We start from the raw sequence: 25,222 nt of genomic DNA, 5'->3' as shown, positions 1-25,222 counted from the left end.
ATCACCAGCGGCACCGACGGCGGGATCATGATGCCCAGCGTGCCGCCCGCCGCCAGCGCGCCGGTGGCCAGCGATCCCGAATAGCGGGCGCGGTCCAGCTCCGGCAGCGCCACCTGGCCCATGGTGGCGGCGGTGGCGAGCGAGGAGCCGCAGATCGCGCCGAAGGCGGCGCAGGCGCCCACCGCCGCCATGGCGACGCCGCCGCGCCAGTGGCCGAGAAAGGCGCTGACGAAGCGGAACAGCGAACGCGACAGCCCGCCGTGCGTGGCGAACTGCCCCATCAGCAGGAACAGCGGGATCACCACCAGGTCGTAGTTCGACAGCCGTGCATAGGCAAGGTTCTTCAGCGAATTGAGCAGCGGCGTCCACTGCCCGCCGGTGAACCAGACATAGCCGGCCGCGCCGACGGCGAACATGCCGATGCCGATCGGCACCCGCACCAGCAGCAGCAGCATCAGCACGCCGAACAGGACCAGCCCGGACTGGATGCCGCTCATGGCCGCCTCCAGCGGCGGGCCCGCGCGGCGTGCCGGCCGGCCATGTAGCAGCCGGCGACACCGAGCAGCAGGAAGCCGGGCACCATCAGCGCCTGGCCGATCCACAGCGGCACGCCGATGATCATCGAGGTCTCGCCGGCCTGGCCGACCATCCAGGCGCCGGCGCCGGTGCGCCACGCCAGCAGAAAGCCGAACAGGCCGACCAGCAGCGACCCGATCGCGTCGAGCCCGTGGACCAGCGGCGCCGGCAGGCGGTCGGTGAAGAAGTCGACCTTGACGTCGCCGCCGTTCAGATGGCAGTACGCGAAGAACACCGACGCCGCGAACGCCGAGCACATCTGCAGCAGTTCCACGTCGCCTGGCACCGGCGCCGACCACAGCTTGCGGCCGGTGATGGAGACGATCGACATCGCCACCAGCGCCGTGAACACCAGTGCCCCGAGGACGGCCGCCGCCTGGCACACCAGCAGCAGCCGCGCGCCGAAGGGGCCGAGCGGCAGCGGCGGCAGCTGGGCGCCCGGCGGCGCCCCGGCACCGGGTCCCGACGCGGCCAGGGCGGCCGGCGCGGCCGGTCGGGCGCCGTCCATCAGTTGCCCTCGAACTGGGGCTTGCTCTTGGCGGCGAACGCGTGGTAGGCGCGCTCGAAGTCCCGGGTCTGCATGCAGATCGCCTGGGCCTGTGCCTCGGCCTCGATGCACTCGCCCAGGCCCGAGCTCCATTCCTGCCACAGCATGGTCTTGGTCATGGCGTGGCCGAAGGTCGGGCCGTCGGCCAGCTCGCGTGCCAGCGCGGTGGCCGATGCCAGCAGCGCATCGGGCTCGACCAGCCGGTTGTAGAAGCCGAAGCGCTCGGCCTCGTCGCCGCCGACCACCCGGCCCGTGTACAGCAGGTCGGCGGCGCGCGACAGGCCGATCAGGCGCGGCAGCAGCGTGCAGGCGCCCATGTCGGCGCCGGCCAGCCCCACCCGCACGAACAGGAAGGCCAGCTTGCTGCGCGCCGTGGCCACCCGCAGGTCGGAGGCGCAGGCGATCATCGCGCCGGCGCCGGTGCAGACGCCGTCGATCGCGGCGACGATGGTCTGCGGGCAGGCCCGCATCGCCTTCACCAGGTCGCCGGTCATGCGCGTGAACTGCAGCAGCTCGGGCATGTCCATCTTCACCAGCGGACCGATGATCTCGTGCACGTCGCCGCCGGAGCAGAAGTTGCCGCCCGAGCCGGTGAACACCACGGCCTTGATGTCGCTGGCGTAGACCAGCTCGCGGAACAGGTCGCGCAGTTCGCCGTAGGACTCGAAGGTCAGCGGGTTCTTGCGCTCGGGCCGGTTGAGCGTGATGGTGGCGACCTTGCCCTCGACCGAATAGCCGAAGTGGGTCGCCCGGTAGCCGGCAAGCTGGATGCGCTTCATCGAATGTCTCCTCGTTGATCCGTGGGTCAGCCGGCCATCGTCAGGCCGCCGCTCACGCTGAGCACCTGGCCGGTGACGTAGCCGGCGCGGTCGCTGGCGAAAAACAGGATCGCGTCGGCGACTTCCTCGGGACGGCCGAGGCGGCGGAACGGGATCGCCTTGGTCAGCGCGTCCTTCACCTTGTCCGGCACGGCGGCCATCAGCGGCGTGTCGGTCGGACCGGGACAGACGCAGTTGACGTTGATCTGGTAGCGCGCCACCTCGCGCGCCAGCGCCTTGGTGAAGGCGATCAGGCCGCCCTTGGCGCCCGAATACACGGTCTCGCCGAGGCTGCCGACCCGGCCGGCGTCGCTCGCCACGTTGACGATCCGGCCGCCGCGCCGCTCGATCATGGCCGGCAGCAGCGCCTTGGTCAGGCGCATCGGGCCGACGAAGTTCAGCGCGATCACCCGGTCCCACAGTTCCGGCGTGCCTTCCCAGAACGGATGCGTTTGGCCCCAGCCGGCGCCGTTGACGATGACGTCGGGCACGCCGAAGCGCTCCATGACCCGGGTTGCCAGCGCGTCCACCGAAGCGGCCGACGTGAGGTCCACCGGCAGGAATTCGGCGCCGTGGCCGGCGGCGCGCAGCTCGCCCGCCGCCTGGGCCCCCCTGGCCTCGTCGATGTCGGCCAGCAGCACGCGGGCGCCGGCCTGCGCGAACGCCTGGGCCGTGGCCCGGCCGATCCCCGAAGCCGCTCCGGTGACGAGGGCGGTGCGCTGTTCGAGCTTCATGGATGTCTCCTCGAGTGAAGAAGTGGTGGCCGGAATCAGCGCGGACTGCGCGCCAGGAAGGCGGCCACGCGCGCGCGCGTGACCGGATGGCGGTACAGCCGGCGCGTGTGGGCAATCTCTTCGGCGAAGCCGTCGCGGCCCTCGTCCTGGGCCGCGGCGATGCACTGCTTGGCGGCGCCGGTCGCCGCGCGCGGCAGCGTGGCGATGCGCTCGGCCAACGCGCGCGCGACCGGCGCCAGTTCGGCGCGCGGCAGCGACCACTGGACCAGCCCGAGGCGCTCGGCGGTGGCGCCGTCGACGGTTTCGGCGCCCAGGATCAGGCGCCTGGCGATGCCGGGACCCGCCAGCCGCGTCAGCCGCTGGGTGCCGCCGGCGGCCGCCAGCAGCCCGAGCGCGGCTTCGGGCAGGCCCACTTTCGCTTCCTGCGCGGCGATGCGCAGGTCGCAGGCCAGCGCGAGCTCGAAGCCGCCGCCCAGCGCCGCGCCGCCGATCTCGGCGATCGACACCAGCGGCGAGCGCTCGATGCACCAGGCCAGCTCCTGCAGCCGGCCGACCAGCGCCAGCATTTCCTCCACGCCGCCCGGCGTGCGGATGCTGCGCTGCATCAGCGCCAGGTCGGCGCCGGCGCAGAACACCCGGGCGCTGCTGCGCAGGTGCAGCACGCTGAGATCCCGGTCGGCCGACGCTGCGGCGACCGCCGACTGCAGCGCGTCGACCAGCGCGTCGTCGAGCGCGTTGACCGGCGGCCGCGCCAGGGTCACCGTGCAGATCCCTTCGCTGCGCTCGACCTGCACCGGGCTGCCGGCGGCGACGGTGCTCATGACGCGGCGACCCGCGGGGTCGGCAGCAGATCGGCCAGGCGCCGCCGCAGCAGCTTGCCGGTGGGCGTGCGGGGCAGCACCGGCACCGCCTGCCAGATGCCCGGCCGCTGGTACGGCGGCATGGCGGCGGCCCGCTCGCGCAGCACCCGCTCGACGTCGCCGTCCTGGCCCTCGCGCGCCACGTAGAACAGCGCGACGCAGTCGACGCCATCGGCATCGGGTACGCACACGCAGCCCGCTTCCAGCAGGCCGGGCACGCCGGCCGCCAGCTTTTCCTCCAGTTCCACCAGGTTGACCCAGCGCCCCTTGATCTTGATCAGCGAGTCCTCGCGGCCGGCAAAGCGCCAGCCGCCGCCCTGGGTGCGCAGGAACAGGTCGGCCGGGCAGAAGGCGCCGTCGCGGAAGGATTCGGCCTGCGCGATCGGCCGGTCCAGATAGCCCAGCGCCAGCGTCGACACGCGGATGCGAAGGCGGGTCGGGATGCCGGCCGCGGCCGCTTCCGGATCGAGCGGGTGGATCTCGATGCCCGGCGAGGGCTGCAGCCCGTCGTCGCCGTCGGCCGCCGTCAGCACCAGCACCAGCGTCTCCGATGCGCCGTAGCCGTCGACCATCGGCAAGCCGCAGGCGTCGCGCCAGGCGGCGCGCAGGCTCGCCGGCAGGGCCTCGCCGGCGGAGACGCAGAGCCGGACACCGGCCGCCGCCAGCCGCGGGGCCAGTCCCGCATGCAGCAGGTTGCGGTACAGCGATGGCACGCTGAAGAAGACCGTCGGCCGCAGCTGCTCCACCGTCTCCACGGCCGAGGCCGCGGTCGGCCAGCGCGGATCGAGGATCACGGTCGCGCCGATCTTCAGGCCGGCGAACAGGCTGTTGGTCTGCGGGTAGGAGAAGAACAGGCGCGAGGTGGCGAACAGCCGGTCGGCCGGGGTGATGCCCAGGCGCTCGCGCGACACGCGCTCGATCTCGCGGGCGAAGCCATGGCCGTGCACCACCGCCTTGGGCTTGCCCGAGGTGCCGGACGAGTGGCACCAGAAGGCCGCCGTGTCGTCGCTCGCCGGGTGCGGCGGCGTCGGCTGCGCGGCGGCGACGGCGCGCCGGCCCTCCTCGACCAGGATCACGCGCTCGCGCCAGGGCGCCGGCGTGTCGTCCGCGCGCTCGGCCAGGATCACGTTGAAGCCGGCCTCCTCCAGGATGTAATGCCACTCCGCGGGCGGGATCTGCGGGTTGACGGCCACCGCCACGCCGCCGGCCCAGATGGTGCCGAGGAAGGCCACCACCCAGTCGATGCCGTCCGGCAGCTTGATCGCCACCCGGTCGCCCGGACGCAGCCCGCGCGAATGCCACACGGCGGCGGCGCGGGCGACGCGATCGCGCAGTTCGGCGTAGGTCAGCTGCTGGCCGCCGCAGGCGAGCGCGACCCCGTCGTCGCCCGCGGCCGACAGCAGCAGCGCGGCGGCGTTGAGCGGACGGTGCTCCGCCAAGCGGCGATCGCGCGCCGCCGCGTCGAGCATCGTCAGTCGCGTCAGCAGGCCCGGCTTGCTGGCGCGCCAGCGTTCGTATTCGGTGGTCAGCAGGTCGGCGTGGCCGCGCTCCTCGGCGGCGAGCTCGATGTACAGCCGCTGCTCGGCCGAGCCGGCCGGCGCCTGCACGGCGCGGCTGGCGAAGAAGGCGGCGGCGCGCCGCTCGAGCGCGACGGCGATGCGCAGCAGGTTCTCCGGGTCGTGCGGCCGGTGGTCGACGTCGGCGAACACGGCCGCCGTCTCGACCCGGAAGTCGGGCCACGCCGCCGGCATCTCGACGTGGTAGCGCCGCGACAGGATCTCCATGTGCTCGCCTTCGAGCAGCGCCAGGCGGCCGAACAGCGAGCGCAGTTCCTCGTCGTCGGCTTCGGCCGCCGCGTGCTGGTAGAAGGCGCGCCCGCCCAGCTCGATCTCGAACGCCATGCGCACCGCCTCGAGCGCCGCGCGGTCGCCGCGCACGGGCCGGGCGTCCTGGCGCAGCGCCAGCTGGCCGCCGCACTGGGGGCAGCTGCCGTAGGGGAACGCAAAGCCTTCGCTGATCTTGCCGCACTGTCCGCACTGCCACTGGACCGGCGCATCGGCGCAGCAGATGTAGCGGCCGTCACGCTCGTCGGCCAGGGGCGCGTGGCACTTGGGGCACTGCATGCGGTGGTCTCCTAGGTTGGCACGGCCGCCGGCCGCGCCGCCGGCAGGGCGACGGCGTCGGCGGCCGCGGCGGCGACCGGCCAGCCGGTCCGGCCCTGCTGCAGCCAGGCCGCGATCGCGCGCGCCGCCCGGCGGCCGGCCGCCATCGCCAGGATCACGGTGGCGCCGCCGGTCACGATGTCGCCGCCGGCGAAGACGCCGGGCAGGTTGGTCGACTGGGTCGCTTCGTCGGCGACGATGTAGCCGCGCCGGTCCAGCGCCAGGCCGCGCGTCGCCTGGCCGACGATCGGGTTGGCCCGCGTGCCGAGCGCGTAGATCACCGTCTCGCAGGGCCACTCGACGAATTGGTCCAGCGGCACCGGCGCGCGCCGGCCGCGCCCGTCGGGATCGCCCAGCGCCATCTTCTGCGCCCGCAGCCCCCGCACGTCGCCCTCCTGGTCCAGCAGCACCTCCACCGGTCCGTGCAGGAAGCTGAAATCGATGCCTTCCTCGCGGGCGTGGCGCAGCTCTTCGACCCGCGCCGGCGCCTCCGCCTCCGAGCGGCGGTAGACGCAGCGCACCTGCGCCGCGCCCAGCCGCCTGGCCACCCGCAGGCAATCCATCGCGGTGTTGCCGGCGCCGATCACGATCACGCGCTGGCCGACGCTGATCGGCGTGTCCCGGTACGGGAAGCGATCGCCGCCCATCAGGTTGACGCGGGTGAGGAACTCGTTGGCCGAGTAGACCTGGCCCGCGAATTCGCCCGGGATGCCGAGGAAGGCCGGGGCACCGGCGCCGGCCGCGACGAACACCGCGTCGAAGCCCATCGCGCCGGTCAGCTGCTCGATGGTGAAGGTCTTGCCGATGACCTTGTTGGTCTCGAAGCGCGCCCCGGCGTCCTGCAGCCGCCGCACCTCGCGTTCGATGATGTCGCGCGGCAGGCGGAACGACGGGATGCCGTAGCGCAGCACGCCGCCGACCACATGCAGCGCCTCGAACACCGTCACGTCGCAGCCGAACTTGAGCAGGTCGGCGGCGGCGGCCAGCCCGCCGGGGCCGGAGCCGACGATCGCCACCCGGCCCAGGCGCCGCTCGCGAGCCGGCAGTTGCATCGGCCGCGGCCTGGCATGGTCGCCGACGAAGCGCTCGAGCCGGCCGATGGCGACGGGCTCCATCTTGGCCTTGACCAGCACGCACTGCGCCTCGCACTGGCTCTCCTGCGGGCACACCCGGCCGCAGACCGAGGGAAACGGGCTCGACTCGTGGATCGCGTCGACGGCGCCTTCCATGTCGCGCAGCAGCAGGTGCCGGATGAAGCGCGGGATGTCGATGCGTACCGGGCAGCCCTCGATGCAGGTCGGCTTGGCGCACTGGATGCAGCGCTCGGCCTCGCGCAGCGCCTCGGCATGGCCGTAGCCGAGGTTCACCTCGTCGAAGCTGCAGGCGCGCTCGGCCGCGTCGCGTTCCGGCATCTTCACCTGGGTGCGCTCCAGCGCCGAGTACTTCTTGTAGGTGCGCTTTCCCTGCACGACCAGCAGCTCTTCCAGGCTGCAGACATGGGCGTGGTCCTGGTTGGCCTGCGCCTCCTGCCGCTGGAAGCGCTTCTGGCGCGCGTGCAGCTCCTTGAAGTCCACCGCGTGGCCGTCGAAGTCGGGACCGTCGACGCAGGCGAACTTGACTTCGCCGCCGACGGTGACGCGGCACGAGCCGCACATCCCGGTGCCGTCGACCATGATGGTGTTGAGCGACACCATCGTCCGCACGCCGAAGGGGCGCGATGCCTCGGCGCAGGCGTGCATCATCGGCATCGGGCCGATCGCCACCACCAGGTCGGCGCCGCCGCCGGCCAGCACGGCGCGCAGCGCGGCGTCGACATAGCCGGGCCGGCCCAGGCTGCCGTCGTCGGTGCACAGGATCAGCTCGTCGCTGAACTGCGCCAGCTTGTCGGCCCAGAACACCAGGTCGGCGCTGCGGAAGCCGACGATGCAGGTGGTGCGGTTGCCCGCTTCCTTGAACGCCCGCAGCTGCGGGAAGATCGGCGCCACGCCCAGCCCGCCGCCGACCAGCACCACGTGGCCGACGCGTTCGATGTGCTGCGCCAGGCCGAGCGGGCCGGCGAAGTCGGCGAACTCGTCGCCGGCGCGAAAGCCGTCGCGCATCTGCCGGGTGGTCTTGCCCAGCGCCTGCACCACGATCGAGATCGTGCCGCGCTCGCGGTCGAAGTCGGCGACCGTGAGCGGGATGCGCTCGCCGTCGTCGTCCAGGCGCAGCATGACGAAGTGGCCGGGCTGCGCGGCCTGCGCGACGTCGGGCGCCGCCACTTCCCACAGGAAGGTCTGCTCGGAGAACTGTTCGCGTCGAACGATGCGGACCATCGGATCTCCTTGGCCGGCAAGGGGCGGAAGGGGTGGATCAGTCGCTGGCGAGGTCGCGCAGCAGCCGCTGTGCCAGCGCGGCGGCAACCTGCCGCCGGTAGTTGGCCGGGGTCGCCGTGCTGCGCATCGGACTCACCTGCTGCTGCACCAGCTTGCCGAGCCGAGCCAGCAGTTCGTCGTCGACGGCGCGGCCGGCGAGCTCGCCGGTGCCGGCCAGCAGCAGCGGCCGCGAGTTGGTGCCCGACAGGCCGACCGCGAGCGAGCGCACGACGCCGCCCTCCAGCAGCACGGCCAGCGCCACCCCGGCCAGCGGGAAATCGATCGCCTGGCGCACGCGCGCCTTGCGATAGCCCGAGCGCAGGCCGGGCGGCGGCGCCGGCACGCGAACCCGCGCCAGCACCTCGTGCCGCTCGAGCGTGAGATGGGCCGCGCCGTCGTCGCGGTACAGGTCGGCCAGCGGCAGCCAGCGCGTGCCGGCCGCCGACTGCAGCTGCACCTGCGCGCCCAGCGCCAGCAGCACCGGCGCCAGGTCGCCGCTGAACGCGGCATGGCAGCGCGCGCCCTGCGGCGCCACGTGGCAGGTGTCGCCGCTGCGCTTGAGGCAGTAGCCGTTGCTGGCGCGCCACCACTCGCTCTGGTTGTAGAAGATGCAGCGGGTGTCCTGGCACAGGTTGCCGCCGAGCGTCGCCGCGCTGCGATGCGTCGGCGCCGCGGCGCCGGCCGCGGCCTGCGCCAGCGCCGGCAGCTGCGCCGCCAGCGCCGGATCGCCGGCGATGGTGGCGAGCGTGACGCCCGCGCCCAGCAGCACGGCGCCGTCGGCCGCCAGCTCGACGCCCGCGAAGCCGCCGACGCCGGACAGGTCGATCAGCGTCGCCGGCCGCTCGAGGCCGCGCCGCAGGTTGGGCAGCAGGTCGGTGCCGCCGGCGACCAGGCGCGCCTGCGGATCGGCGGCCAGCAGGCCGGCCGCCTCGGCCAGGTCGGCCGGCCGGCGCAAAGTGAATTCGGGCAGGGCGTGCATCAGGCTTGCTCCGGTTGCGGGCGCCTGGCGGCCTGCCGCTTCTGTTCGCGGCGCCGTGCCAGCAGGGCCTCGTGCAGGCGATTCGGCGTCACCGGCAAGGCGTTCAGCCGCAGGCCCAGGGCGTCGGCGATGGCCGCCGTCAGCGCCGGCGGAAAGCCGTGCAGCCCGCCCTCGCTGCCTTCCTTGGCGCCGAAGGGACCGAGCGGGTCCATGCTCTCGACCAGCGTGACCTCGATCGGCGGCGTCTCGGCGATGGTCGGGATGCGGTAGTCCAGCAGGTTGGAGCGCACCGGCAGTCCCTCGTGGTACTGCGTCTCTTCCGACAGCGCCTGGCCCATGCCCATCCACACGGCGCCCTGCACCTGGCCCTCGACGGCGAGCGGGTTGAGCGCGCGGCCGCAGTCGTGCGCGACCCAGACCCGCTCGACCCGCACGGCGCCGGTGTCCTCGTCGACCTGCACTTCCACCACCTGCGCCGCATAGCTGAAGCCGGCCGTGGAGCCGACGGCCGCGCCGCGGAACTTGCCGCCCTGGGTCTCGGGCGGCGTCGACCAGGCCCCCTTGACGGTCAGCGTGCCGGACTCCGCCAGCACCGCCTGCACGCACTGCGCGAAGCCGAGCGCCTTGTCGGTGCCGGTCACCCAGCACGACTCGCCGCCCCACTCGACCTGGTCGGGGGCCACTTCCAGCCTCTTGGCGGCGGCGGCGACCAGCGCCCGCTTGAGCGCCTCGGCCGCGCGCAGGGCGGCGTTGCCCACCATGAACGAGACCCGCGAGGAATACGAGCCGTTGTCCTTGGGGGTGAGCATGCTGTCGGCCGAGACCACCCGGATGCGCGCCATCGGCAGCAGCAGCACCTCGGCCACCACCTGCGTCAGCAAGGTGTTCGAGCCCTGGCCGATGTCCGAGGCCCCGGTAAGGATGGTGATGCCGCCGTCGAAATCGAGCTTGAGGTTCACCACCGCATGCGGCTCGCCGCTCCAGTGCACCGGCTTGGCCGAGCCGCTGACGTAGTGCGAGCAGGCCAGCCCCAGGCCACGCCCGGGCGGCAGCCGGCCACGCCGCTCGCGCCAGCCGGAGGCCCGCTCGACGGCGTCCAGGCACTGCGGCAGGCCGTAGGAGTTGACCTGCAGGTCGTTGAGCGTGCGGTACGGCGCCTCGATCAGGTTGGCGCGGCGCACGGCGAACGGATCGAGGCCGAGCTGGCCCGCCATCTCGTCGAGCAGCGACTCCACCGCGAAGCGCACGTTGACGGCGCCATGGCCCCGCATCGCGCCGCAGGGCGGCAGGTTGGTGTAGACGCGATAGCCGCGGTAGCGCACCGCGCCGACCTTGTACAAGGCGTGCAGCAGCGCGCCGGCATAGAGGATCGTGACCAGGCCATAGCCGCCGTAGGCGCCGCCGCGCTGCACGACCTCGGCCGACAGCGCGGCGATCTCGCCCGAGCGCTTCAGGCCCAGCTTCACCCGCATCTCGCTGTGCGGCCGGCCGCGGTGGGTGAGGAACACTTCCTCGCGCGTCAGCTCCAGCTTCACCGCGCCACCGGCGGCCCGCGCCAGCGCGGCGGCCACCATTTCGAAGTTCAGCGGCTCGACGCGGTGGCCGAAGCCGCCGCCGACGAAGGGCTTGACGACCCGGATCTGCGACCCGTCCAGGCCCAGCGTCTGCGCCAGCATCAGGTGCAGGTAGTAGGGCACCTGCGTCACCGAGTGGATGGTCAGGCGCTCGCGTTCCGGCTCCCACTGCGCGATGGTGGCGTTCAGCTCGATCTGGCCGTGCGCGACCTCGGCGCATTCGAAGGTCCGCTCCAGCACCAGGTCGCTGGCCGCGAAGCCCGCCTCGACGTCGCCGAAGTCCTGCACCACCTCGCGCTCCAGGTTGCCCGGCTTGTCGTCGTGCAGCAGCACCGCACCCTCGGCCCGCGCCTGCGCCGCCGTGAACAGCGCCGGCAGTTCGTCGAATTCGACGCGCACCGCGGCCAGCCCCGCGCGTGCCGACACCTCGTCGTCGGCGGCCACGGCGAACAGCGGCTCGCCCCGGTAGCGCACCTTGTCGCGCGCCAGCGGCCACTCGTTCTGCGCGATCGGGATCACGCCGTACGGCGCCGAAAAATCCTGGCCGGTGACGACCGCCCGCACGCCCGGCAGCGCCAGCGCCTGCGAGGCGTCGATCGAGCGGATCACGCCATGGGCGATCGGGCTGCGGCCGATCAGGCCGACCAAGGCGCTGCCGACCGGCAGGTCGGCGGTGTAGCGGGCGCGGCCGGTCACCTTCTCGATGCCGTCGACCAGCGGCGTGCGCTCGCCGATCGAATGGGTCGGCGGCGCGGCCGGCCGCTGCAGCGCGTGCGGCTCGCGCCTCATGGCGTCGCTCCGGCGGCGGCCTGCACCGACTCGATGATCTTGGCGTAGCCGGTGCAGCGGCACAGGTTGCCCGACAGCGCCTCGCGGATCTGCGCCTCGCTGGGATGGGGCTCGCGCCGCAGCAGCGCCTCGGCCGCCATCACCATGCCCGGCGTGCAGAAGCCGCACTGGGTGCCCAGCTGCTCGTGGAAGGCCTGCTGCAGGCGGCTCATGCGGCCCGAGCGCACCAGGCCCTCCACGGTCTCGATCGTCCGGCCGGCCACGCTGGCGGCCAGCGTGATGCACGCCAGGCGCGGCTGGCCGTCGACCAGCACCGTGCAGGCGCCGCATTCGCCGCCGTCGCAGCCCTGCTTGGTGCCGGTCAGGCCCAGCTCGTCGCGCAGCACTTCCAGCAGCAGCGCGCTGCCGGGCGCGGCGACGCTGCGCGCGCGCCCGTTCACCGTGAGCGCCAGCATTCCGCTCGCCATCTCAGGCCTCCTTCGGCCGCAGGTCGCGCACCCGCACGGCCTTGCCCTGCGAGCGCGGCACCGTGCCCGGCGCCTGCACCTTCACTTCGGTGGTGATGCCCACCATCGACTTGATGTGGTGCTTGACGTCGCGCGCCACGGCCGGGAACTGGTCGGCCGGCGTGCCGGGCAGCGCTTCGACCTCCACCCGCACGTTGTCCAGGATGCCTTCGCGCTCGACCACCAACTGATAGTGCGGCGCGATGTGGGGACGCCCGACCAGCACGGCCTCGATCTGCGAGGGATAGACGTTGACGCCGCGGATGATCAGCATGTCGTCGTTGCGGCCGGTGATGCGCAGGATGCGCACGTGGGTGCGGCCGCAGTCGCACGGGGCCGTCGTCAACCGGGTGATGTCGCGGGTGCGGTAGCGCAGCATCGGCAGCGCCTGCTTGGTCAGCGTGGTGATCACCAGTTCGCCGGCCTGGCCCTCGGGCAGCACCTTGCCGGTCTCCGGGTCGATCACCTCGAAGATGAAGTTGTCCTCCCAGCCGTGCAGGCCGTCCTGGCATTCGCACTCGCAGGCCACGCCCGGCCCCATGATTTCGGACAGTCCGTAGATGTCGACGGCCTTGAGCCCGATCCGCTCCTCGATTTCGTGCCGCATCGCCGCGCTCCAGGGCTCGGCGCCGAACAGGCCGATCTCCAGGCTGCTTTGCCGCAGGTCGACGCCCTGCTGCTCGGCGACCTCGGCCAGCGCCAATGCGTAGGAGGGCGTGGCGCACAGCACGCGCGCCTTGAAATCCATGATCAGCGTGATCTGGCGCTCGGTGGAGCCGCCGGACATCGGCACCACGACGGCGCCCAGCCGCTCGGCGCCGTAGTGCGCGCCCAGGCCGCCGGTGAAGAGGCCGTAGCCGTAGGAGTTGTGGATGATGTCGCCGCGCCGGGCGCCGGCCGCGTACAGCGAGCGCGCCATCAGGTCGGACCAGTTGACGATGTCCTGCTGGGTGTAGCCGACCACCGTCGGCTTGCCGGTCGTTCCCGACGACGCGTGCAGGCGGGTCAGCTCGCCGGGACCGCGGGCGAACAGGCCGAACGGATACTGGTCGCGCAGATCGGTCTTGACGGTGAACGGCAGGCGCTGCAGGTCGTCGAGGCTGCGGACGTCCGCCGGCCGCATGCCGGCGGCATCCAGCCGCTGCCGCAGCAGCGGCACGTTGTCGTAGGCATTGGCGACGGTCGCCTGCAGCCGTTCCAGCTGCAGCCGGGCCAGCCGCTCGCGCGGCATGGTCTCGAAGTCGGCATGCAGGTAGCTGCGCTCGGCGGTTCCGGCTCGGCGGCCGGTTTCAGCGGTCAGATGGGCGCCCATGGTTGTCTCCTGGCATCGTTGTGATTTGGTGAAGGCGTCAGCGCGGCACGCCGCGCACCGGCAGGTGCGGCAGGGCAAAGCCCTGGTTGAAGGCGGCGCGGGTGATCAGCGTGAACTTGAAGAAGGCGCCGGTCGCGGCGGCCAGCAGGCCGGCGCCGGCCAGCAGGATCGCGGCGCCGCCGATGCCGGTCGCCGCCAGCAGCGCGAGGCCCAGCGGCAGCGCCGTGCCGAGCCACTGCAGCGCCCGGCCGGCCGGGTCGATCGCCTGCAGCGCGTAGACCGCGGCCACCGGCGCGATGCGCCGCCGCCAGGCGCGCCACAGCAGCCAGCGGGCCGCCAGCAGCGCCGCGAAGTACAGCGCCAGCGCCGGGCCGCCGCGCGCGGGAGCCACGCCGGCGAGCCAGAACAGCCCGGCGCCTTCGGCCAGTCCGGTCGCCACGAACAGCGGCACCGTCAGCGGTTCGCGCCACGCCGGTATGCCCTTGGCGGCCTGCACGATGCGGCCCTGGCAGTACACGAAACCGAGCGCGGCGAACAGCAGCAGCGGGGCCCAGGCGCGCAGGCCGGCGGCGACGCCCAGGCCGAGCGCGAACAGCAGCGGCGCGACCATGGACTCGCGCGACATCCACGAGCTGCCGGGACGGCGCATCACGTTCATCGCGCGCCACGGCCGGCCGATCTCCAGCCACACGCACAGCAGTCCGAGGCCGACCAGCGCCATGCCGGCCAGCGTCAGCAGCGTGGCGGCCAGGCCGCCGACGCCCGACAGCGCGGTGGCCGCCAGCAGCCCGGCGCCGGCGCCGCCGAAGATGAAGTTGCCGGCGGCGCGCCAGTCCCAGTGCGCCTGCTGCCAGGGAGCGGGTCCGTAGGTCATCGCTTCTGGTCCCAGAGGTAGTAGAAGCCGGGGCCGGTGCCCAGCTCCTCGTGCATGCGGAAATGCTGGTTCTTGGCCAGCAGCTGCGACACGTTGCTTTGCGGGTCCTCGATGTCGCCGAAGGCCAGCGCCTCGGCGATGCACGAGTTGACGCAGGCCGGCGTGGCTTCCGGATCGACGCCGGGCTGCTTGCCCTGCGCCAGGCCGCTGTCGATGCGGTCGACGCAGAACGTGCACTTGGTGGCGACCGCGCGGCGGCTGTCGTCGCGGCGCGCCGTCTCGTTGGCCATCGGTTCGCCGCCGTAGGCGAACGCCACCAGGTCGGTCTTGTAGCGGGCCTGGTAGGGGCAGGCGACGGCGCAGTAGGCGCAGCCGATGCACACGTCGTAGTTGATGCCGACGATGCCGTCGGCCCGCTTGTAGGTGGCGCCGGTCGGGCACACCGGCAGGCAGGCCGGCTCGTCGCAGTGGTTGCAGCCCACCGGCACGAAGGCGCGCTGCACGTCAGGATATTCGCCCACCTCGAGGTCGAGCACGCGCCGCCATTGCACCCCCGGCGGGGTGGCGTTGGCGTGCTTGCACGACGCCGTGCAGGTCTGGCAGCCGACACAGCGGCGCAGATCGGCGACCATGGCCCAGCGCGTCATGACCGTCCTCCCGCCTTGGCGATCCTCACCCGCACCAGGTCGGCGCCGGAGCCGGTGGCATCGGTCGTCTCCATCGACATGCTCGCCAGCGTGTTGAGGCTGGGCACGCCGAAATCCTTGGCCAGCGGGGTGGCCCAGTGCTCGAACTGGCCGATCAGCAGCAGCGTGTCGGGGCGGATGCCCTGGCGCAGCACGGCCCGGCCCTGCGCCTTGCGCTGCGGGGTGGCGATTTCGATGCCGTCGCCCTCGGCGATGCCGAGCCTGGCGGCCGTCTGGGTGTTGATGATCACGCCGCGGTGGCCGGCGATGTTGTCGGCCACCTCCTTGATCATCTGCATGCCGACGTTGCCGCCCCACGCGTACTGCATGCTGCGCGCCGTCAGCAGCCAGAACGGATAGTCCTGCGGCTGGCCGCCGGCGCGTGTCAGTTCCGCCTGCCAGGGCGCGGCGAAATCCTTCCAGATCGGCAGCGCCTGGTATTCGGCCAGCTGCGTGTCCCACCAGTGCATGTCGTGCTCGTGCAGCCGGCGGCCGAGCTCCTGGCCGACGCGCGCCAGCCGCTCCTGATAGGGCAGCTCGAAGCGCAGGCCGCGCTCGCGCATGGTCGGGAACAGGTACCAGTCGCTGCGCGGGAAGGGCTTGGTCGCCAGGCCCTTCTCCTTCCACCAGTCCAGGCCGCGCGGCTGCGGCTCGCCGAGCTCGACGCTGGCGGCGCGGCAGACGGCGTCCCAGATCTCCTCGCGGCTGTGGGCGCGCGCCGGATCGAGCGCGAAGTCCTTCAGCGGCACGCCGCCGGCGCCCTTGTTGATCGAAGCAACGTACTTGTCGGTGAGGCCGGTGCGCTCGGCCAGCTCGCTGGCGATGTCGGTGAAGTCGCGCGCTTCGCCCCGCCGCTCGACCACGGGCTGGCGCAGCGCGAAGCCCTGGTGGTCCCAGAACTGCTCGATGTACTTGGTGCCGCCGATGCGGATCAGCTGCAGGCTCTCCAGGTCGGTCGCGTCCGGCAGCAAGACGTCGGCGTAGTGGTTGGTCTCGTCGCGGGTGTAGGCGAAGGCCACCACGAACGGGAAGCGCGCCATCTTCTCGCCCACCGCCGCCGTGTCCCAGAACGAGATCGCCGGGTTGGTGCGATAGACGAACCACACGTCCGGCAGCGTCACCCGTGGCAGACCCTTGGGCGTCTGGTCGAGGAACATCCAGGAGAAGTGGGTCGGTCCCAGCGCCTGGCTCCACGGCCCGTCGGCGGCCAGCGGCACCATCGTGCGGTACGCGTTGCGGATGTTGGGCGTGGGCGCCCAGTGCGCCTTGTCGGTCGGGTTCAGCGGGTAGTGCATGAACCCGTCCGGGCCGGGCTTGGCCGCCTGCAGCCGCTCGGACATCGGCCGCACCAGGCGCACCGTGGTGCCGATGGTGCCGCCCGGCACTTCCAGCGCGCCGACCAGCACCGCCAGCATGGTGCGGGCCCAGCAGCATTCATAGCCGCCCCAGCCGTTGTTGACGGTCTTGCCCAGCGACACGGCGACCGGGCGGTACGGCAGGGTCTTGCCGTCGATCTCGATCGTCTGGCCGACGCAGGCGTGCTCGGCGTACTCGTTGGCCACCCGGCGGATGGTCGCGGCCTTGACGTCGCAGATCGCTTGCGCCCACTCCGGCGAATACGGCTGCATGTGCGCCAGCAGCCTGGCGAAGGCGGTGTCGCCCTGGAGCCGGCCCTCCGCCAGCACTTCGTCGTCGGGGCCGATCTCGATCGCGTCGACCTCGTAGCGGCCGTCCAGCGCCTCGGTGATGCCGGGGGTGTCGTGCGGCACGGCGCGGTTCGATCCGGTGTCCCACACCAGCGGCTGCCGGGTGGCGCGGTCGCGCAGGTAGTAGCCGTTCGGACCGATCAGGTAGGGCGAAGCGGTGTGCCGCCCCAGGAACTCGAGGTCGAGGCTGGCGCGCGGCAGCTCGTGCAGCAGCACGTGGATCAGCGCATAGAGGAACGCCGCATCGGTCTTGGGCTTGATCGGCACCCATTGCGCCGAGCAGGCGCCGGTGACCGACAGGTGCGGCTCGACCTGCACCCGCTTCATGCCGCGCACCCGCGCCTTGGCGTGGCGCCAGACCCCGACCACGCCGCCCGATGCCTCCACGTTGGCGCCGCACGAGATCAGGTAATTGCACAGCGGCGTGTCGGGCGCGACGATGAACGCGCGGTGCCAGAACTCGCCGTACAGGTGCTCGGAGTGGTAGCACTTGACGCCCTGGCCCGAGCCGAAGCCCATGTCCACCGGACCCCAGGCGGCAAGGTAGGCCGGGAAGGTGCCCATGTACGACTGGGGCGTGCCGCCGCCCCCGAAGCTGGCGGCTACGCGCGGATAGCCGGATTCGTCGGTCAGGCCGGTCGCCCGGATGCCGTTGAGCTTGTCGGCGATCAGCGTCAGCGCCTCGTCCCATGAGATCGGCACGAAGCCGGGATCCTCGCCGCGACCCTTCTTCGGGTTGGTGCGCTTCATCGGCGTCAGCACCCGGTTCGGGTTGTAGGTCTTCTGCACCAGCCCGTACGCCTTGACGCAGACCTTGCCGCCGCCAGGATGCACGGCGGCCGCGCAGAAGTTCGGCTCCACTTCGGTGGCGACGCCGTCCTGCACCTTCACCGTGAGCAGGTCGGGGCCGGCGACGCACTGGTAGCAGTACGTCGGCACGCGTTTGGTGGTGGCGGCCGGAGCGTTCACGAGCGTCCCGCCTTCGCCGGCTTGCCGGCAAGCTGCTTCGGCGGCGGTTCGCGGCGCGCCATCCCGATGTCGCCCACCGGCAGCGGCGCGGCGTTCACCAGCGCTGGGTCCCCGACCTCGAAGCTTCGATCACGGCTGACGTCGACTGTCGCGCTGTGGCGCGGGCCGGCCTGGAGCGTGGATCCCATGGATGTCCTTTCTTGCAATCGGGCGCCGAGGCTCCGGATTCGCAACGGATCTGCCAAAAACAGTGTCAAAGGCCCTGGGCGCCGGGCGCTGCCTCCTCGCGCAGCCGGGCCGCGCGCAGCCGCGCCTCGGTGTAGCGCACCAGCGCCCGCGTGGCGCGCTCGCTGGAGCGGAAGATGCACACGCCGCGCTCCATCAGCGCGTCGGCCATCGGGTCGAACAGCGGCCCACCGTCGATCACGCCGACGATGGGTTTCGGACACGACGCAACCAGCTTCGGCAGCGTCTGGACGATGCTCTCCGGACTGTCGATGTCGTATCCGGGCCGGGCGCTGTGCTTGAGCGACCTGACCACGGGCGAGGTCGGGTCGAGTCCGGCGACCACGGCGTCGACGCCCGGTTCCGCCGCCATGGCCTCGGCGCAAAGCAGGTGAACCTCGTCGTCGGCCGCCGGGTTGATGTCGAACGGGTTCCTGACTTCCATCAGCGCATCGAGCTTCTTGGCCGCCAGGATTGTCATGAACCGGTCCCGCGTCGACGGGCTGATCGCGGCCAGCGACATCGCGAACTCGCCCACCTGGGTGCTGTCGCCGATGGCCACCGTGTCGTACCCGGCGCCGGAAATCGCGCCGAGCCGCTTGCCGCCGACGACCTTCTCGCGCATGCAGTCCGACATGTAGTAAAGGTCGCTGAACTCGCTGACGTCGCTCGCCACCAGCGCCCCGGCCTGCTCCAGCACGGACTGGCAGACCTCGTAGTCGCCGGCGATCGAAGCGGTGTGGCCCATCGCGGCCTGCTTGCCCGCCGCGGACTGCCCGGCCTTGTAGATGACGACCTGCTTGCCGGCAAGCGTCGCCTTGCGCACGGCCCGCGCCAGGGCCAGGCCGTCGAGGTCCTTGAATCCTTCGACGTAGGCCCCGATCACGTGGATCTGGGGGTTGGCCGCGAAGCTCTCGACCATGTCGCCGTGCGTGATGTCGTTCTGGTTGCCCAGGGCGACCATGTAGGCCGGGTCGAGGAAGGCATTCTTGCTGAGCCGCGTCACCAGGAAGGCGCCGCTCTGGCTGATGAGCGCCGAGCTGCGCGTGGCCTTCTTCTGGGTTCTCGGCAGGCGCTCTTCGGGAATGAACCAGGAGTCGAAGTTGCCGGGGTGCGAGATGATGCCCAGGCAGTTGCCGCCGACGAAGACCGGTCCGCGGCCCGCCCGCCTGGCGCTGTCGATCGTCTCCAGCATCCGCCGGGCAGGTTCCCGGCTCGCCTCGGTTTCGCCCATGCCGCCGGGGATCAACAGCACCGATTCCGCGGCATCGGCCGCGATCACCTCGTCGATGACCTTGAAGGCCACGTCGGCTGTCACCGCGAGGATCAGCAGGTCCAGCTTTTTCTCGAGCGCCCCCAGGCTGGTCGCGCAGCGCACGCCATCGACTTCCTGGCCGTCCGGATTGATGACGAGCAGCCGCGACTGGTCGTAACCGGAGGCGATGATGTTCTTCAGGACGATCCGGCCGAAGTTCATGCGCGTGGCGGATGCACCCATGATGCCGATCGAGCTCGGGTGCAGCAGCCTGTCGATCTTGGCCTGCGGCCGCGGCGGGCGCACGGCCCGCGGCCGGCCGATCCGGCACAGGCCGTCGAGCGCGACCAGCGAGCCGCCCGAGCACGTGAAGGGATTGACCTCCAGCTCCTCGATCACGAAGTCGGTCTCCGGATCACCGGCGGCGAGGCTGTTGGCGAGCGCGATGAAGCCGCCGAAGCACTGGACGAGGGCTTCGTCCGCCACCAGCCGGCGGCCCCCCCGCGTCAGTCCGGCGAGCCGCCGGTAGGCAATCGTCGGCTTGAACAGGTCGAGGAATTGCTCGGCCGTGGTCAGCGCCGTCGAGGCGGACACGACGGCCTGCCCGCGGCGGGCGCTTCCAGCCAGCAATTCGGTGTCGACGCCGCCGATCCCGGCGCTGATGACCATGCCGAACTCACGCGTGTTCCGGATGCCGACCAGGAGTTCGCTGCCGACACCGGCGCCGTCCGCCTGGATGAACTCGGTGAGCATCACGCCCGCGACGTCCGGGGCAATGTCGCGCATGCGCCGGCAGGCGCTGCGCACCGCCGCCGGCTCCTTGGCCACGACGGCGACCCCACCGACGTCCGACTTGTGGGCGATGCTGCCGGAGACGACCTTCACGACCACCCGGCTGCCGGGGAACGACGCCAGGAGTTCGTCGGCCGGCTCGGCACCGGCGGCGATCACCTCGAGTCGCGGCGTCGACGCGATGCCGGCCGCGGCGAGCAGCCGGTAGACTTCGTGCTCGAAGAGCGTGGACCGCCCCTCGCCGTGCGCCTTCCGGAAAATGTCGTTGATGGCAGCGCGCGCCGGGCCCGCCACGCACGGGATGGGCGGACGCCCGCTGTGCACTTCGCTCATTGTTTTGTCTCCTGGTAGTGCCTGCGCAGCAGGCCTGGACTAGAATCACGCCAGTTTCGGGTCATTCTGGTACCGGAATGCCGTTATTAGCTTTGATCTAGCGCAACTTCTTGACCAGAACCTCCACACCCTCCGCGGCCACCGCCGCGTCACGCCGCGCAGCGGCCCGGCGCAGCCGCGCGGCGCCCGGCGACATCACCGTGCGTCCGGTGCGCCGCGCCGACCTCGACCACGTGATCGCGATCGACACGCTGGTCACCGGCATCGAGAAGCGCCACTACTGGCAGCGCGTGTACAAGCGCTACGGCATCGCCGCCGCCGGCGAGCAGCGCTGGTTCCTGGTGGCGCTGGCCGAACGCCGCGTCGTCGGTTTTCTCATCGGTGAAGTGCGGGACTGGGAATTCGGCTCGCCGCCCTGCGGCTGGGTGTTCGCGATCGACGTCGACCCGCGCGCGCGGCAATCGGGCATCGGCACCAAGCTGCTGGCGGCGCTGAGCGAAGCGCTGCAGCGCGCCGGCGTGCGCAAGCTGCGCACGCTGCTGTCGCACGACAACACGCTGATCCTTTCGTTCTTCCGCAGCCAGGGGATGATGGCCGCGCCGCTGATCCCGCTGGAGATGGACGTGGCGGTGGCGGAGTCCGGGCGATGAAGCTGCAGGTCAACACCACGCTCGCGCTGTACAGCGTGCTGGAGTTCGCCGCCGATCCGCAGCGCCACATCCCGGCGGCCGAGATCGCCGACAAGTACGGCGTGTCGCCGCACCACCTGGCGAAGGTGCTGGCCGAACTGGCGCGCGCCGGCATCGTGGAGTCGGTGCGCGGCGTCGGCGGCGGCTATCGCTTCACGGCGAACGTGCGGCGCCTGACGCTGATGGACGTGATCCAGCTGTTCGAGGACTCGGGCGCCGGCAACCGGCACGAGGCGGCGCGCACGCCGGTCGACCAGGCACTGGAAACGGTGCTGGCCGAGATCGACCAGATCGCCAAGGCGACGTTCAGCTCGATCACGATCGCGACCATGCTGCAGCTGGTGCATCGTCAGAACGGCGGTAAGCGCTAGGACATACCGTTCGGCGAACGCGGAACGCGGAGCAAACCCAACAGCCGAACGCAGAGGACGCGAAGATGCGCAGAGGGCGCGGAAGGAATCCAGGGAAAGAAGGAAGAACGGATTTCTCTCTTCAGCTCCTCTTCCGGCCTTTCTACGACCTCTGCGCCCTCTGCGACTTCTGCGACCTCTGCGTTCGGCTGTTGGGTTTCTTCCCGCGGCCCGCGGATCGGCGCGCTTAGGCCATCGCCGCGCCCAACTCCGCCATCCGCCGCAGCCGCGCCCAGCCCGCCTCCAGCTCCGACTGCAGCGACGCCATGCGCTGCGGGTCCAGCCCGCGGTAGCGCCGCTGCAGCGCCAGGTACTCGGCCACCGGCCGCGTGCAGCTCTCGTGGTTGATGGTGTAGCGCACGCCGTCCTCCACCTCGTACAGCGGGAACGCGCCGGACTCCACCGCCAGCCGCGCCGCCCGCAGGCCGGCGTCGTCGGTCAGGCCCCAGCCGTCGATGCAGGGGATCAGGATCGTGATGATCCGAAAGCCCTTCATGGCCTTGGCCTTCTCCACCTTGCGGATCAGGTCCGGCAGGAACGCCGCTGTGGCCGTGGCCGCATACGGCACCTGGTGCGCGGCCATGATGTCGATCAGGTTCTTCTTGCGCGTGAGCTTGCCTTCCGGCGTCGAGCCGGTGGTGGCGTAGTGCGGCGTCGACGACGACTTCTGCGCGCCGGTGTTCATGTAGCCCTCGTTGTCGAGGCAGAAGTACAGGATGTTCTCGTTGCGCTCGGCGGCCGACGACAGGCACTGGAAGCCGATGTCGTAGGTGCCGCCGTCGCCGGCCATCACGATCACCTGCGTGTCGTGCTTGCCCTGGGCGTCGAGCGCCCGGCGCAGGCCGGACGCCGCGGCGGCGCTCGCCTCCAGGGTCGGCTGGTACACCGGGATCTTCAGCGAGCTGAACGGCTGCGGGCCGGAAATGATCGCCATGCACGACGGCGGGATGACGGCCATGGTGTTCGGACCCATGGTCGCCAGCACGTGACGCGCCGACAGTGCCTCGACGCAGCCGGGGCACGCGGCGTGTCCCGAGCACAGCATCGCGTCTTCGTTGAGTTGCAGTTTGTTCATGTCACCTGACCCAGCTGGATTCCACCCGCGGTGCGCCGGCGAGCGCCGTCCGCACCATCGCCGCCATCGCTTCCGGCGACACGTTGACGCCGCCGACGCCGGCCAGCAGGCCGTGCACCCGCGGCGGGGCCTGCAGGCCGTAGAGCGCGGCCTTGAGCTCCTGGTGCAGGATGCCGCCGAGGCCGGGCGAATGGTTGCGATCGAGCACGATCACGTCCGGCACGGCGCCGAGCGCCACCCGCAGCGCCTGCACCGGGAACGGCCGGAACAGCCGCAGCTTCAGCAGGCCGACCGGCTCGCCGGCCGCGCGCAGGGCGTCGACCGCCTCGCGCGCCGTGCCGCACATGCTGCCCATGGTGACGACCACCGCCTTCGCGCCGTCGCAGCGATAGCGCTCCAGCACCCCATGGCTGCGCCCGCTGAGCTCGGCCCATTCACGGTCCGCCTCCTGCGCCAGCGGGATCGCCCGCGCCATCGCGTCCTCGATCATCTGGCGGTGCCGGTAGTACATGTCCTGGCCGACGACGTTGCCCCAGGACGAGCCGACGGCGGGGTCCAGGCGATGCTCGGGCGCGTACGGCGGCAGGTAGCGGTCCACCGCCTCCTGCGCCGGCACCTGCACCGGCTCCAGCGCATGCGAGACGTAGAACGCGTCGAGATTGACCATGGCCGGCAGCTGCACCTGCTCGGCGAGCCGGAAGGCGTGCAGCACCGTGTCCAGCGTTTCCTGCGCGGTCTCGACGTAGAACTGGAGCCAGCCGGTGTCGCGCTGGGCCAGGCTGTCGGTCTGGTCCGGCCAGAACGCCCAGGGCGAGGCCACCGTGCGGTTGACGTTGGCCATCACGATCGGCGCCCGGGCGCCGCTGGCGTAATGCAGCACCTCGTGCATCAGCAGCGCGCCCTGCGAGGCGGTGGCCGTGAACACGCGGGCCCCGGCCAGCGACGCCGGCACGCAGGCCGAGAGCACCGAATGCTCCGACTCCGGCGTCAGGATCTCGGCGCGCATTTCGCCGCGCGCATGGAAGTCCGTCAGCAGCTCCAGGATCGGCGTCTGCGGCGTGATCGGGTACACCGGTACCACTTGCGGCCGGGCCAGGCGGGCGGCCCATGCCGCCGCGTGGTTGCCGGTCAGCAGCATGGAGGTCTGTTGCATCATCGGATTTCCTCGTGCATGGAGATCGAGCCGGTGGGGCATTCCTTGACGCACATGCCGCAGCCCTTGCAATAGTCGGTGAGCACCTCGTAGCCGCCGCCGTCCAGGCGCCGGATGGCGAGGTCGGGACAGTAGACGAAGCAGTTGTCGCAGTTGGTGCAGGTGCCGCAGGAGAAGCAGCGCCCCGCTTCGGCCAGCGCCTGCTCGAGCTCGAGGCCCAGCTGCACCTCCAGCCCGCCGGCCAGCCGCTCGACCGGCGGCCGCACCCGCTGCGCCACGCGCGCCGTCTTCGGGTGGTGGTGCAGCGCGATGGCGTCCAGGCCCACCGGCGCCTCGGCCGCCGCCTGGGAGGCCGGCGCGCCGCGCAGCGCCCGATCGATGTCCAGCGCCGCCCGCTTGCCCATGCCGACCGCCTCGGTGACGAAGCGCGCCATGCTCGCCACGTCGCCGCCGGCCCACACCTTGTCGGCGCCGGTCGCCTGGCGCCGGTCGGCGACCAGCAGGCCGCGCTCGGCCGGCACCTGCGCCGCCAGCGCGGCGAGGTCGGGATCCTGGCCGATCGAAGGGATGATCGCGTGCGCGGCGAGCGTGAACTCGGCGCCTTCGACCGGCGTCACCTTGAACTGGCCGCGCACCGGACCGGGCTCGAAGGTCACCTTCTGGCAGCTGATCACGATGCCGCTGCCGTCGGCCGGCCTGACGGCGTTGAGCATCGCGCCGTCCACCAGCGTGATGCCTTCCTCCAGCGCCTCCTTCACCTCCTCGCGCTGCGCCGGCATCTGGTCGGCGCGCTCGAGCGACAGGATCGTCACGTCGTGGCCGGCCCGCCGGGCGCTGCGCGCCGCGTCGAGCGCCGCGCTGCCGCCGCCGATCACCACAACGCGGCGTCCCAGGTCCGGCGGCGACCCGGCATTGGCGCGCGCCAGGTACTCGGCGCCGTCGATCAGCCACGGCGCCGACGCCGGCAGCTGCGGCAGGCGCTTGGGCCGGCCGGCCCCGATCGCGACATACACCGCGTCGTGCGCGGCGCGCACCCGCTCGAACTCGGCCAGCGTGGCGATGCGCTCGCGCTTGACCTGCACCCCGAGCGCGACGATCCGCGCGATCTCGCCATCGAGCACCGGCCGCGACAGCCGGTAGGACGGGATGCCGTAGCGCATCAGCCCGCCGAGCTCGGGCTGCGGCTCGTAGATGGTGACGCGCCAGCCGCGCCGGCGCAGCTGGAACGCCGCCGACAGGCCCGACGGACCGCCGCCGATGATGGCGACGTGACCGGCGCGCTCCACGGCCGGCATCGGATAGGCCCAGCCTTCGGCCAGCGCCATGTCGCCCACGGCGCGCTCCAGCTTGCAGATCGACACCGATTCGTCGTACGCGCCGCGGTTGCAGGCCGATTCGCAGGGGTGATGGCAGATGCGCCCGGCGACCGCCGGGAACGGATTGTTGATGGTCAACACCTCCCAGGCGCCGCGGAAGTCGCGCTGGTGCGCCAGCCCGATCCAGCGCGCGATCTCGCCGTTGACGGGACAGGCCTGGTGGCACGGCGACGGCGGATTGACGTACTGCGGCAGCTGGGCGCGCCAGGTGCCGGTCTTGAAGACCTCGGTGCTGCCGGTGGTCCAGGTGGTGGGTGGCAGGATTGCGAGCGGGTCGCTGCCCCCCAAGGGGGCCTTCGCGCCTTCGGGCGGCCGTGCGGCGCTGATGCTGCCCCCACGCTCCCCCACTCCGTGTGGGTCGCTGCCCCCCAAGGGGGCCTTCGCGCCTTCGGGCGGCCGGGCGGCGCTCATGCTGCCTCCGCCAGTTGGGCTTCCACGGTGCGGTAGCCGTCGATGCAGGCGGCGACG

Annotated in this window: 21 protein-coding genes; 2 read left to right on the top strand and 19 right to left on the bottom strand. The window is 72.0% G+C overall.

Going from position 1 to position 25,222, the window contains the following annotated elements:
• The 16 genes from VNT59_RS20800 to VNT59_RS20725 all read right to left on the bottom strand — a co-directional run.
• Nucleotides 1-497 (bottom strand): TRAP transporter large permease subunit (locus tag VNT59_RS20800; RefSeq protein ID WP_325501702.1); only part of this gene is annotated, 497 nt, incomplete at its 3' end.
• Nucleotides 494-1,084, bottom strand: coding sequence for a TRAP transporter small permease (locus VNT59_RS20795; RefSeq protein WP_325501700.1), 591 nt, complete (start codon nucleotides 1,082-1,084; stop codon nucleotides 494-496). The genes VNT59_RS20800 and VNT59_RS20795, both read right to left, overlap by 4 nt.
• Entirely contained in the window at nucleotides 1,084-1,902 is an 819-nt protein-coding gene (locus VNT59_RS20790; RefSeq protein WP_325501698.1) for an enoyl-CoA hydratase family protein, read from the bottom strand. Before VNT59_RS20790 ends, VNT59_RS20795 begins: the two co-directional genes overlap by 1 nt.
• A gap of 26 nt (nucleotides 1,903-1,928) precedes the next feature.
• Nucleotides 1,929-2,675, bottom strand: a complete 747-nt coding sequence (locus VNT59_RS20785; protein ID WP_325501696.1) for an SDR family NAD(P)-dependent oxidoreductase — start codon at nucleotides 2,673-2,675, stop codon at nucleotides 1,929-1,931.
• Between the two features lie 35 nt (nucleotides 2,676-2,710).
• A complete protein-coding gene (locus VNT59_RS20780) occupies nucleotides 2,711-3,496 on the bottom strand; it encodes an enoyl-CoA hydratase/isomerase family protein (protein WP_325501695.1) in 786 nt (261 codons plus the stop codon).
• A complete protein-coding gene (locus tag VNT59_RS20775; protein WP_325501693.1) occupies nucleotides 3,493-5,658 on the bottom strand; it encodes an AMP-binding protein in 2,166 nt (721 codons plus the stop codon). Before VNT59_RS20775 ends, VNT59_RS20780 begins: the two co-directional genes overlap by 4 nt.
• 11 nt (nucleotides 5,659-5,669) lie before the next feature.
• A complete protein-coding gene (gene gltA / locus VNT59_RS20770) occupies nucleotides 5,670-8,012 on the bottom strand; it encodes an NADPH-dependent glutamate synthase (protein WP_325501691.1) in 2,343 nt (780 codons plus the stop codon).
• A 37-nt stretch (nucleotides 8,013-8,049) separates the two neighbouring features.
• Entirely contained in the window at nucleotides 8,050-9,030 is a 981-nt protein-coding gene (gene hcrB, locus VNT59_RS20765; RefSeq protein WP_325501689.1) for a 4-hydroxybenzoyl-CoA reductase subunit beta, read from the bottom strand.
• Complete coding sequence (gene hcrA / locus VNT59_RS20760) at nucleotides 9,030-11,393, bottom strand: 4-hydroxybenzoyl-CoA reductase subunit alpha (RefSeq protein WP_325501687.1); 2,364 nt, start codon at nucleotides 11,391-11,393, stop codon at nucleotides 9,030-9,032. The genes hcrB and hcrA overlap by 1 nt, the downstream gene beginning before the upstream one ends.
• The gene (locus tag VNT59_RS20755; RefSeq protein WP_325501685.1) at nucleotides 11,390-11,860 is read right to left on the bottom strand and encodes a (2Fe-2S)-binding protein; all 471 of its coding nucleotides are present in this window, start codon (nucleotides 11,858-11,860) and stop codon (nucleotides 11,390-11,392) included. Before VNT59_RS20755 ends, hcrA begins: the two co-directional genes overlap by 4 nt.
• Before the next feature lies 1 nt (nucleotide 11,861).
• On the bottom strand, nucleotides 11,862-13,130 hold the full coding sequence (locus tag VNT59_RS20750; protein WP_325501704.1) for a phenylacetate--CoA ligase: 1,269 nt from the start codon (nucleotides 13,128-13,130) through the stop codon (nucleotides 11,862-11,864).
• A gap of 118 nt (nucleotides 13,131-13,248) precedes the next feature.
• A complete protein-coding gene (locus VNT59_RS20745; protein ID WP_325501683.1) occupies nucleotides 13,249-14,085 on the bottom strand; it encodes a DmsC/YnfH family molybdoenzyme membrane anchor subunit in 837 nt (278 codons plus the stop codon).
• A complete protein-coding gene (locus VNT59_RS20740) occupies nucleotides 14,082-14,732 on the bottom strand; it encodes a 4Fe-4S dicluster domain-containing protein (RefSeq protein WP_325501681.1) in 651 nt (216 codons plus the stop codon). The genes VNT59_RS20745 and VNT59_RS20740 overlap by 4 nt, the downstream gene beginning before the upstream one ends.
• The gene (locus tag VNT59_RS20735) at nucleotides 14,729-17,446 is read right to left on the bottom strand and encodes a molybdopterin-dependent oxidoreductase (protein WP_325501679.1); all 2,718 of its coding nucleotides are present in this window, start codon (nucleotides 17,444-17,446) and stop codon (nucleotides 14,729-14,731) included. The genes VNT59_RS20740 and VNT59_RS20735 overlap by 4 nt, the downstream gene beginning before the upstream one ends.
• Nucleotides 17,443-17,634: a hypothetical protein gene (locus tag VNT59_RS20730; RefSeq protein ID WP_325501677.1), complete on the bottom strand. Its 192-nt coding sequence runs from the start codon at nucleotides 17,632-17,634 to the stop codon at nucleotides 17,443-17,445. Before VNT59_RS20730 ends, VNT59_RS20735 begins: the two co-directional genes overlap by 4 nt.
• Nucleotides 17,635-17,699: 65 nt before the next feature.
• Nucleotides 17,700-20,051: an acetate--CoA ligase family protein gene (locus VNT59_RS20725; RefSeq protein WP_325501675.1), complete on the bottom strand. Its 2,352-nt coding sequence runs from the start codon at nucleotides 20,049-20,051 to the stop codon at nucleotides 17,700-17,702.
• Nucleotides 20,052-20,161: 110 nt separating this feature from the next.
• Between VNT59_RS20725 and VNT59_RS20720 the strand changes: the two genes are divergently transcribed.
• Both VNT59_RS20720 and VNT59_RS20715 read left to right on the top strand, forming a co-directional pair.
• Entirely contained in the window at nucleotides 20,162-20,701 is a 540-nt protein-coding gene (locus VNT59_RS20720; protein ID WP_325501673.1) for a GNAT family N-acetyltransferase, read from the top strand.
• Entirely contained in the window at nucleotides 20,698-21,111 is a 414-nt protein-coding gene (locus VNT59_RS20715; RefSeq protein WP_325501671.1) for an Rrf2 family transcriptional regulator, read from the top strand. Before VNT59_RS20720 ends, VNT59_RS20715 begins: the two co-directional genes overlap by 4 nt.
• Nucleotides 21,112-21,337: 226 nt before the next feature.
• Here the strand turns inward: VNT59_RS20715 and VNT59_RS20710 are convergent, their stop codons facing one another.
• From VNT59_RS20710 to VNT59_RS20700, 3 genes are read right to left on the bottom strand one after another with little or no spacing between them, the layout of a single operon-like run.
• Complete coding sequence (locus VNT59_RS20710) at nucleotides 21,338-22,225, bottom strand: thiamine pyrophosphate-dependent enzyme (protein WP_325501669.1); 888 nt, start codon at nucleotides 22,223-22,225, stop codon at nucleotides 21,338-21,340.
• A 1-nt stretch (nucleotide 22,226) separates the two neighbouring features.
• Nucleotides 22,227-23,381, bottom strand: coding sequence for a transketolase C-terminal domain-containing protein (locus tag VNT59_RS20705; RefSeq protein ID WP_325501667.1), 1,155 nt, complete (start codon nucleotides 23,379-23,381; stop codon nucleotides 22,227-22,229).
• Nucleotides 23,378-25,042, bottom strand: coding sequence for an NAD(P)-binding protein (locus VNT59_RS20700; protein WP_325501665.1), 1,665 nt, complete (start codon nucleotides 25,040-25,042; stop codon nucleotides 23,378-23,380). The genes VNT59_RS20705 and VNT59_RS20700 overlap by 4 nt, the downstream gene beginning before the upstream one ends.
• Between the last annotated feature and the right edge of the window lie 180 nt (nucleotides 25,043-25,222).

It is taken from the genome of Ramlibacter sp. (assembly GCF_035554825.1).
In the GTDB taxonomy this organism is placed as follows: domain Bacteria; phylum Pseudomonadota; class Gammaproteobacteria; order Burkholderiales; family Burkholderiaceae_C; genus Ramlibacter.
The sequence above is the reverse complement of the archived record's forward strand: the minus strand, read 5'-3'. Positions and strand labels throughout refer to the sequence as shown.

Coding starts and splice junctions, on each gene's coding strand:
- VNT59_RS20710 (WP_325501669.1), bottom strand. CDS start 22,225: ATGAACAAACTGCAACTCAACGAAGACGCGATGCTGTGCTCGGGACAC.
- VNT59_RS20705 (WP_325501667.1), bottom strand. CDS start 23,381: ATGATGCAACAGACCTCCATGCTGCTGACCGGCAACCACGCGGCGGCA.
- VNT59_RS20790 (WP_325501698.1), bottom strand. CDS start 1,902: ATGAAGCGCATCCAGCTTGCCGGCTACCGGGCGACCCACTTCGGCTAT.
- hcrB (WP_325501689.1), bottom strand. CDS start 9,030: ATGCACGCCCTGCCCGAATTCACTTTGCGCCGGCCGGCCGACCTGGCC.
- VNT59_RS20780 (WP_325501695.1), bottom strand. CDS start 3,496: ATGAGCACCGTCGCCGCCGGCAGCCCGGTGCAGGTCGAGCGCAGCGAA.
- hcrA (WP_325501687.1), bottom strand. CDS start 11,393: ATGAGGCGCGAGCCGCACGCGCTGCAGCGGCCGGCCGCGCCGCCGACC.
- gltA (WP_325501691.1), bottom strand. CDS start 8,012: ATGGTCCGCATCGTTCGACGCGAACAGTTCTCCGAGCAGACCTTCCTG.
- VNT59_RS20730 (WP_325501677.1), bottom strand. CDS start 17,634: ATGGGATCCACGCTCCAGGCCGGCCCGCGCCACAGCGCGACAGTCGAC.
- VNT59_RS20750 (WP_325501704.1), bottom strand. CDS start 13,130: ATGCCGCGCGAGCGGCTGGCCCGGCTGCAGCTGGAACGGCTGCAGGCG.
- VNT59_RS20740 (WP_325501681.1), bottom strand. CDS start 14,732: ATGACGCGCTGGGCCATGGTCGCCGATCTGCGCCGCTGTGTCGGCTGC.
- VNT59_RS20755 (WP_325501685.1), bottom strand. CDS start 11,860: ATGGCGAGCGGAATGCTGGCGCTCACGGTGAACGGGCGCGCGCGCAGC.
- VNT59_RS20775 (WP_325501693.1), bottom strand. CDS start 5,658: ATGCAGTGCCCCAAGTGCCACGCGCCCCTGGCCGACGAGCGTGACGGC.
- VNT59_RS20795 (WP_325501700.1), bottom strand. CDS start 1,084: ATGGACGGCGCCCGACCGGCCGCGCCGGCCGCCCTGGCCGCGTCGGGA.
- VNT59_RS20715 (WP_325501671.1), top strand. CDS start 20,698: ATGAAGCTGCAGGTCAACACCACGCTCGCGCTGTACAGCGTGCTGGAG.
- VNT59_RS20725 (WP_325501675.1), bottom strand. CDS start 20,051: ATGAGCGAAGTGCACAGCGGGCGTCCGCCCATCCCGTGCGTGGCGGGC.
- VNT59_RS20745 (WP_325501683.1), bottom strand. CDS start 14,085: ATGACCTACGGACCCGCTCCCTGGCAGCAGGCGCACTGGGACTGGCGC.
- VNT59_RS20785 (WP_325501696.1), bottom strand. CDS start 2,675: ATGAAGCTCGAACAGCGCACCGCCCTCGTCACCGGAGCGGCTTCGGGG.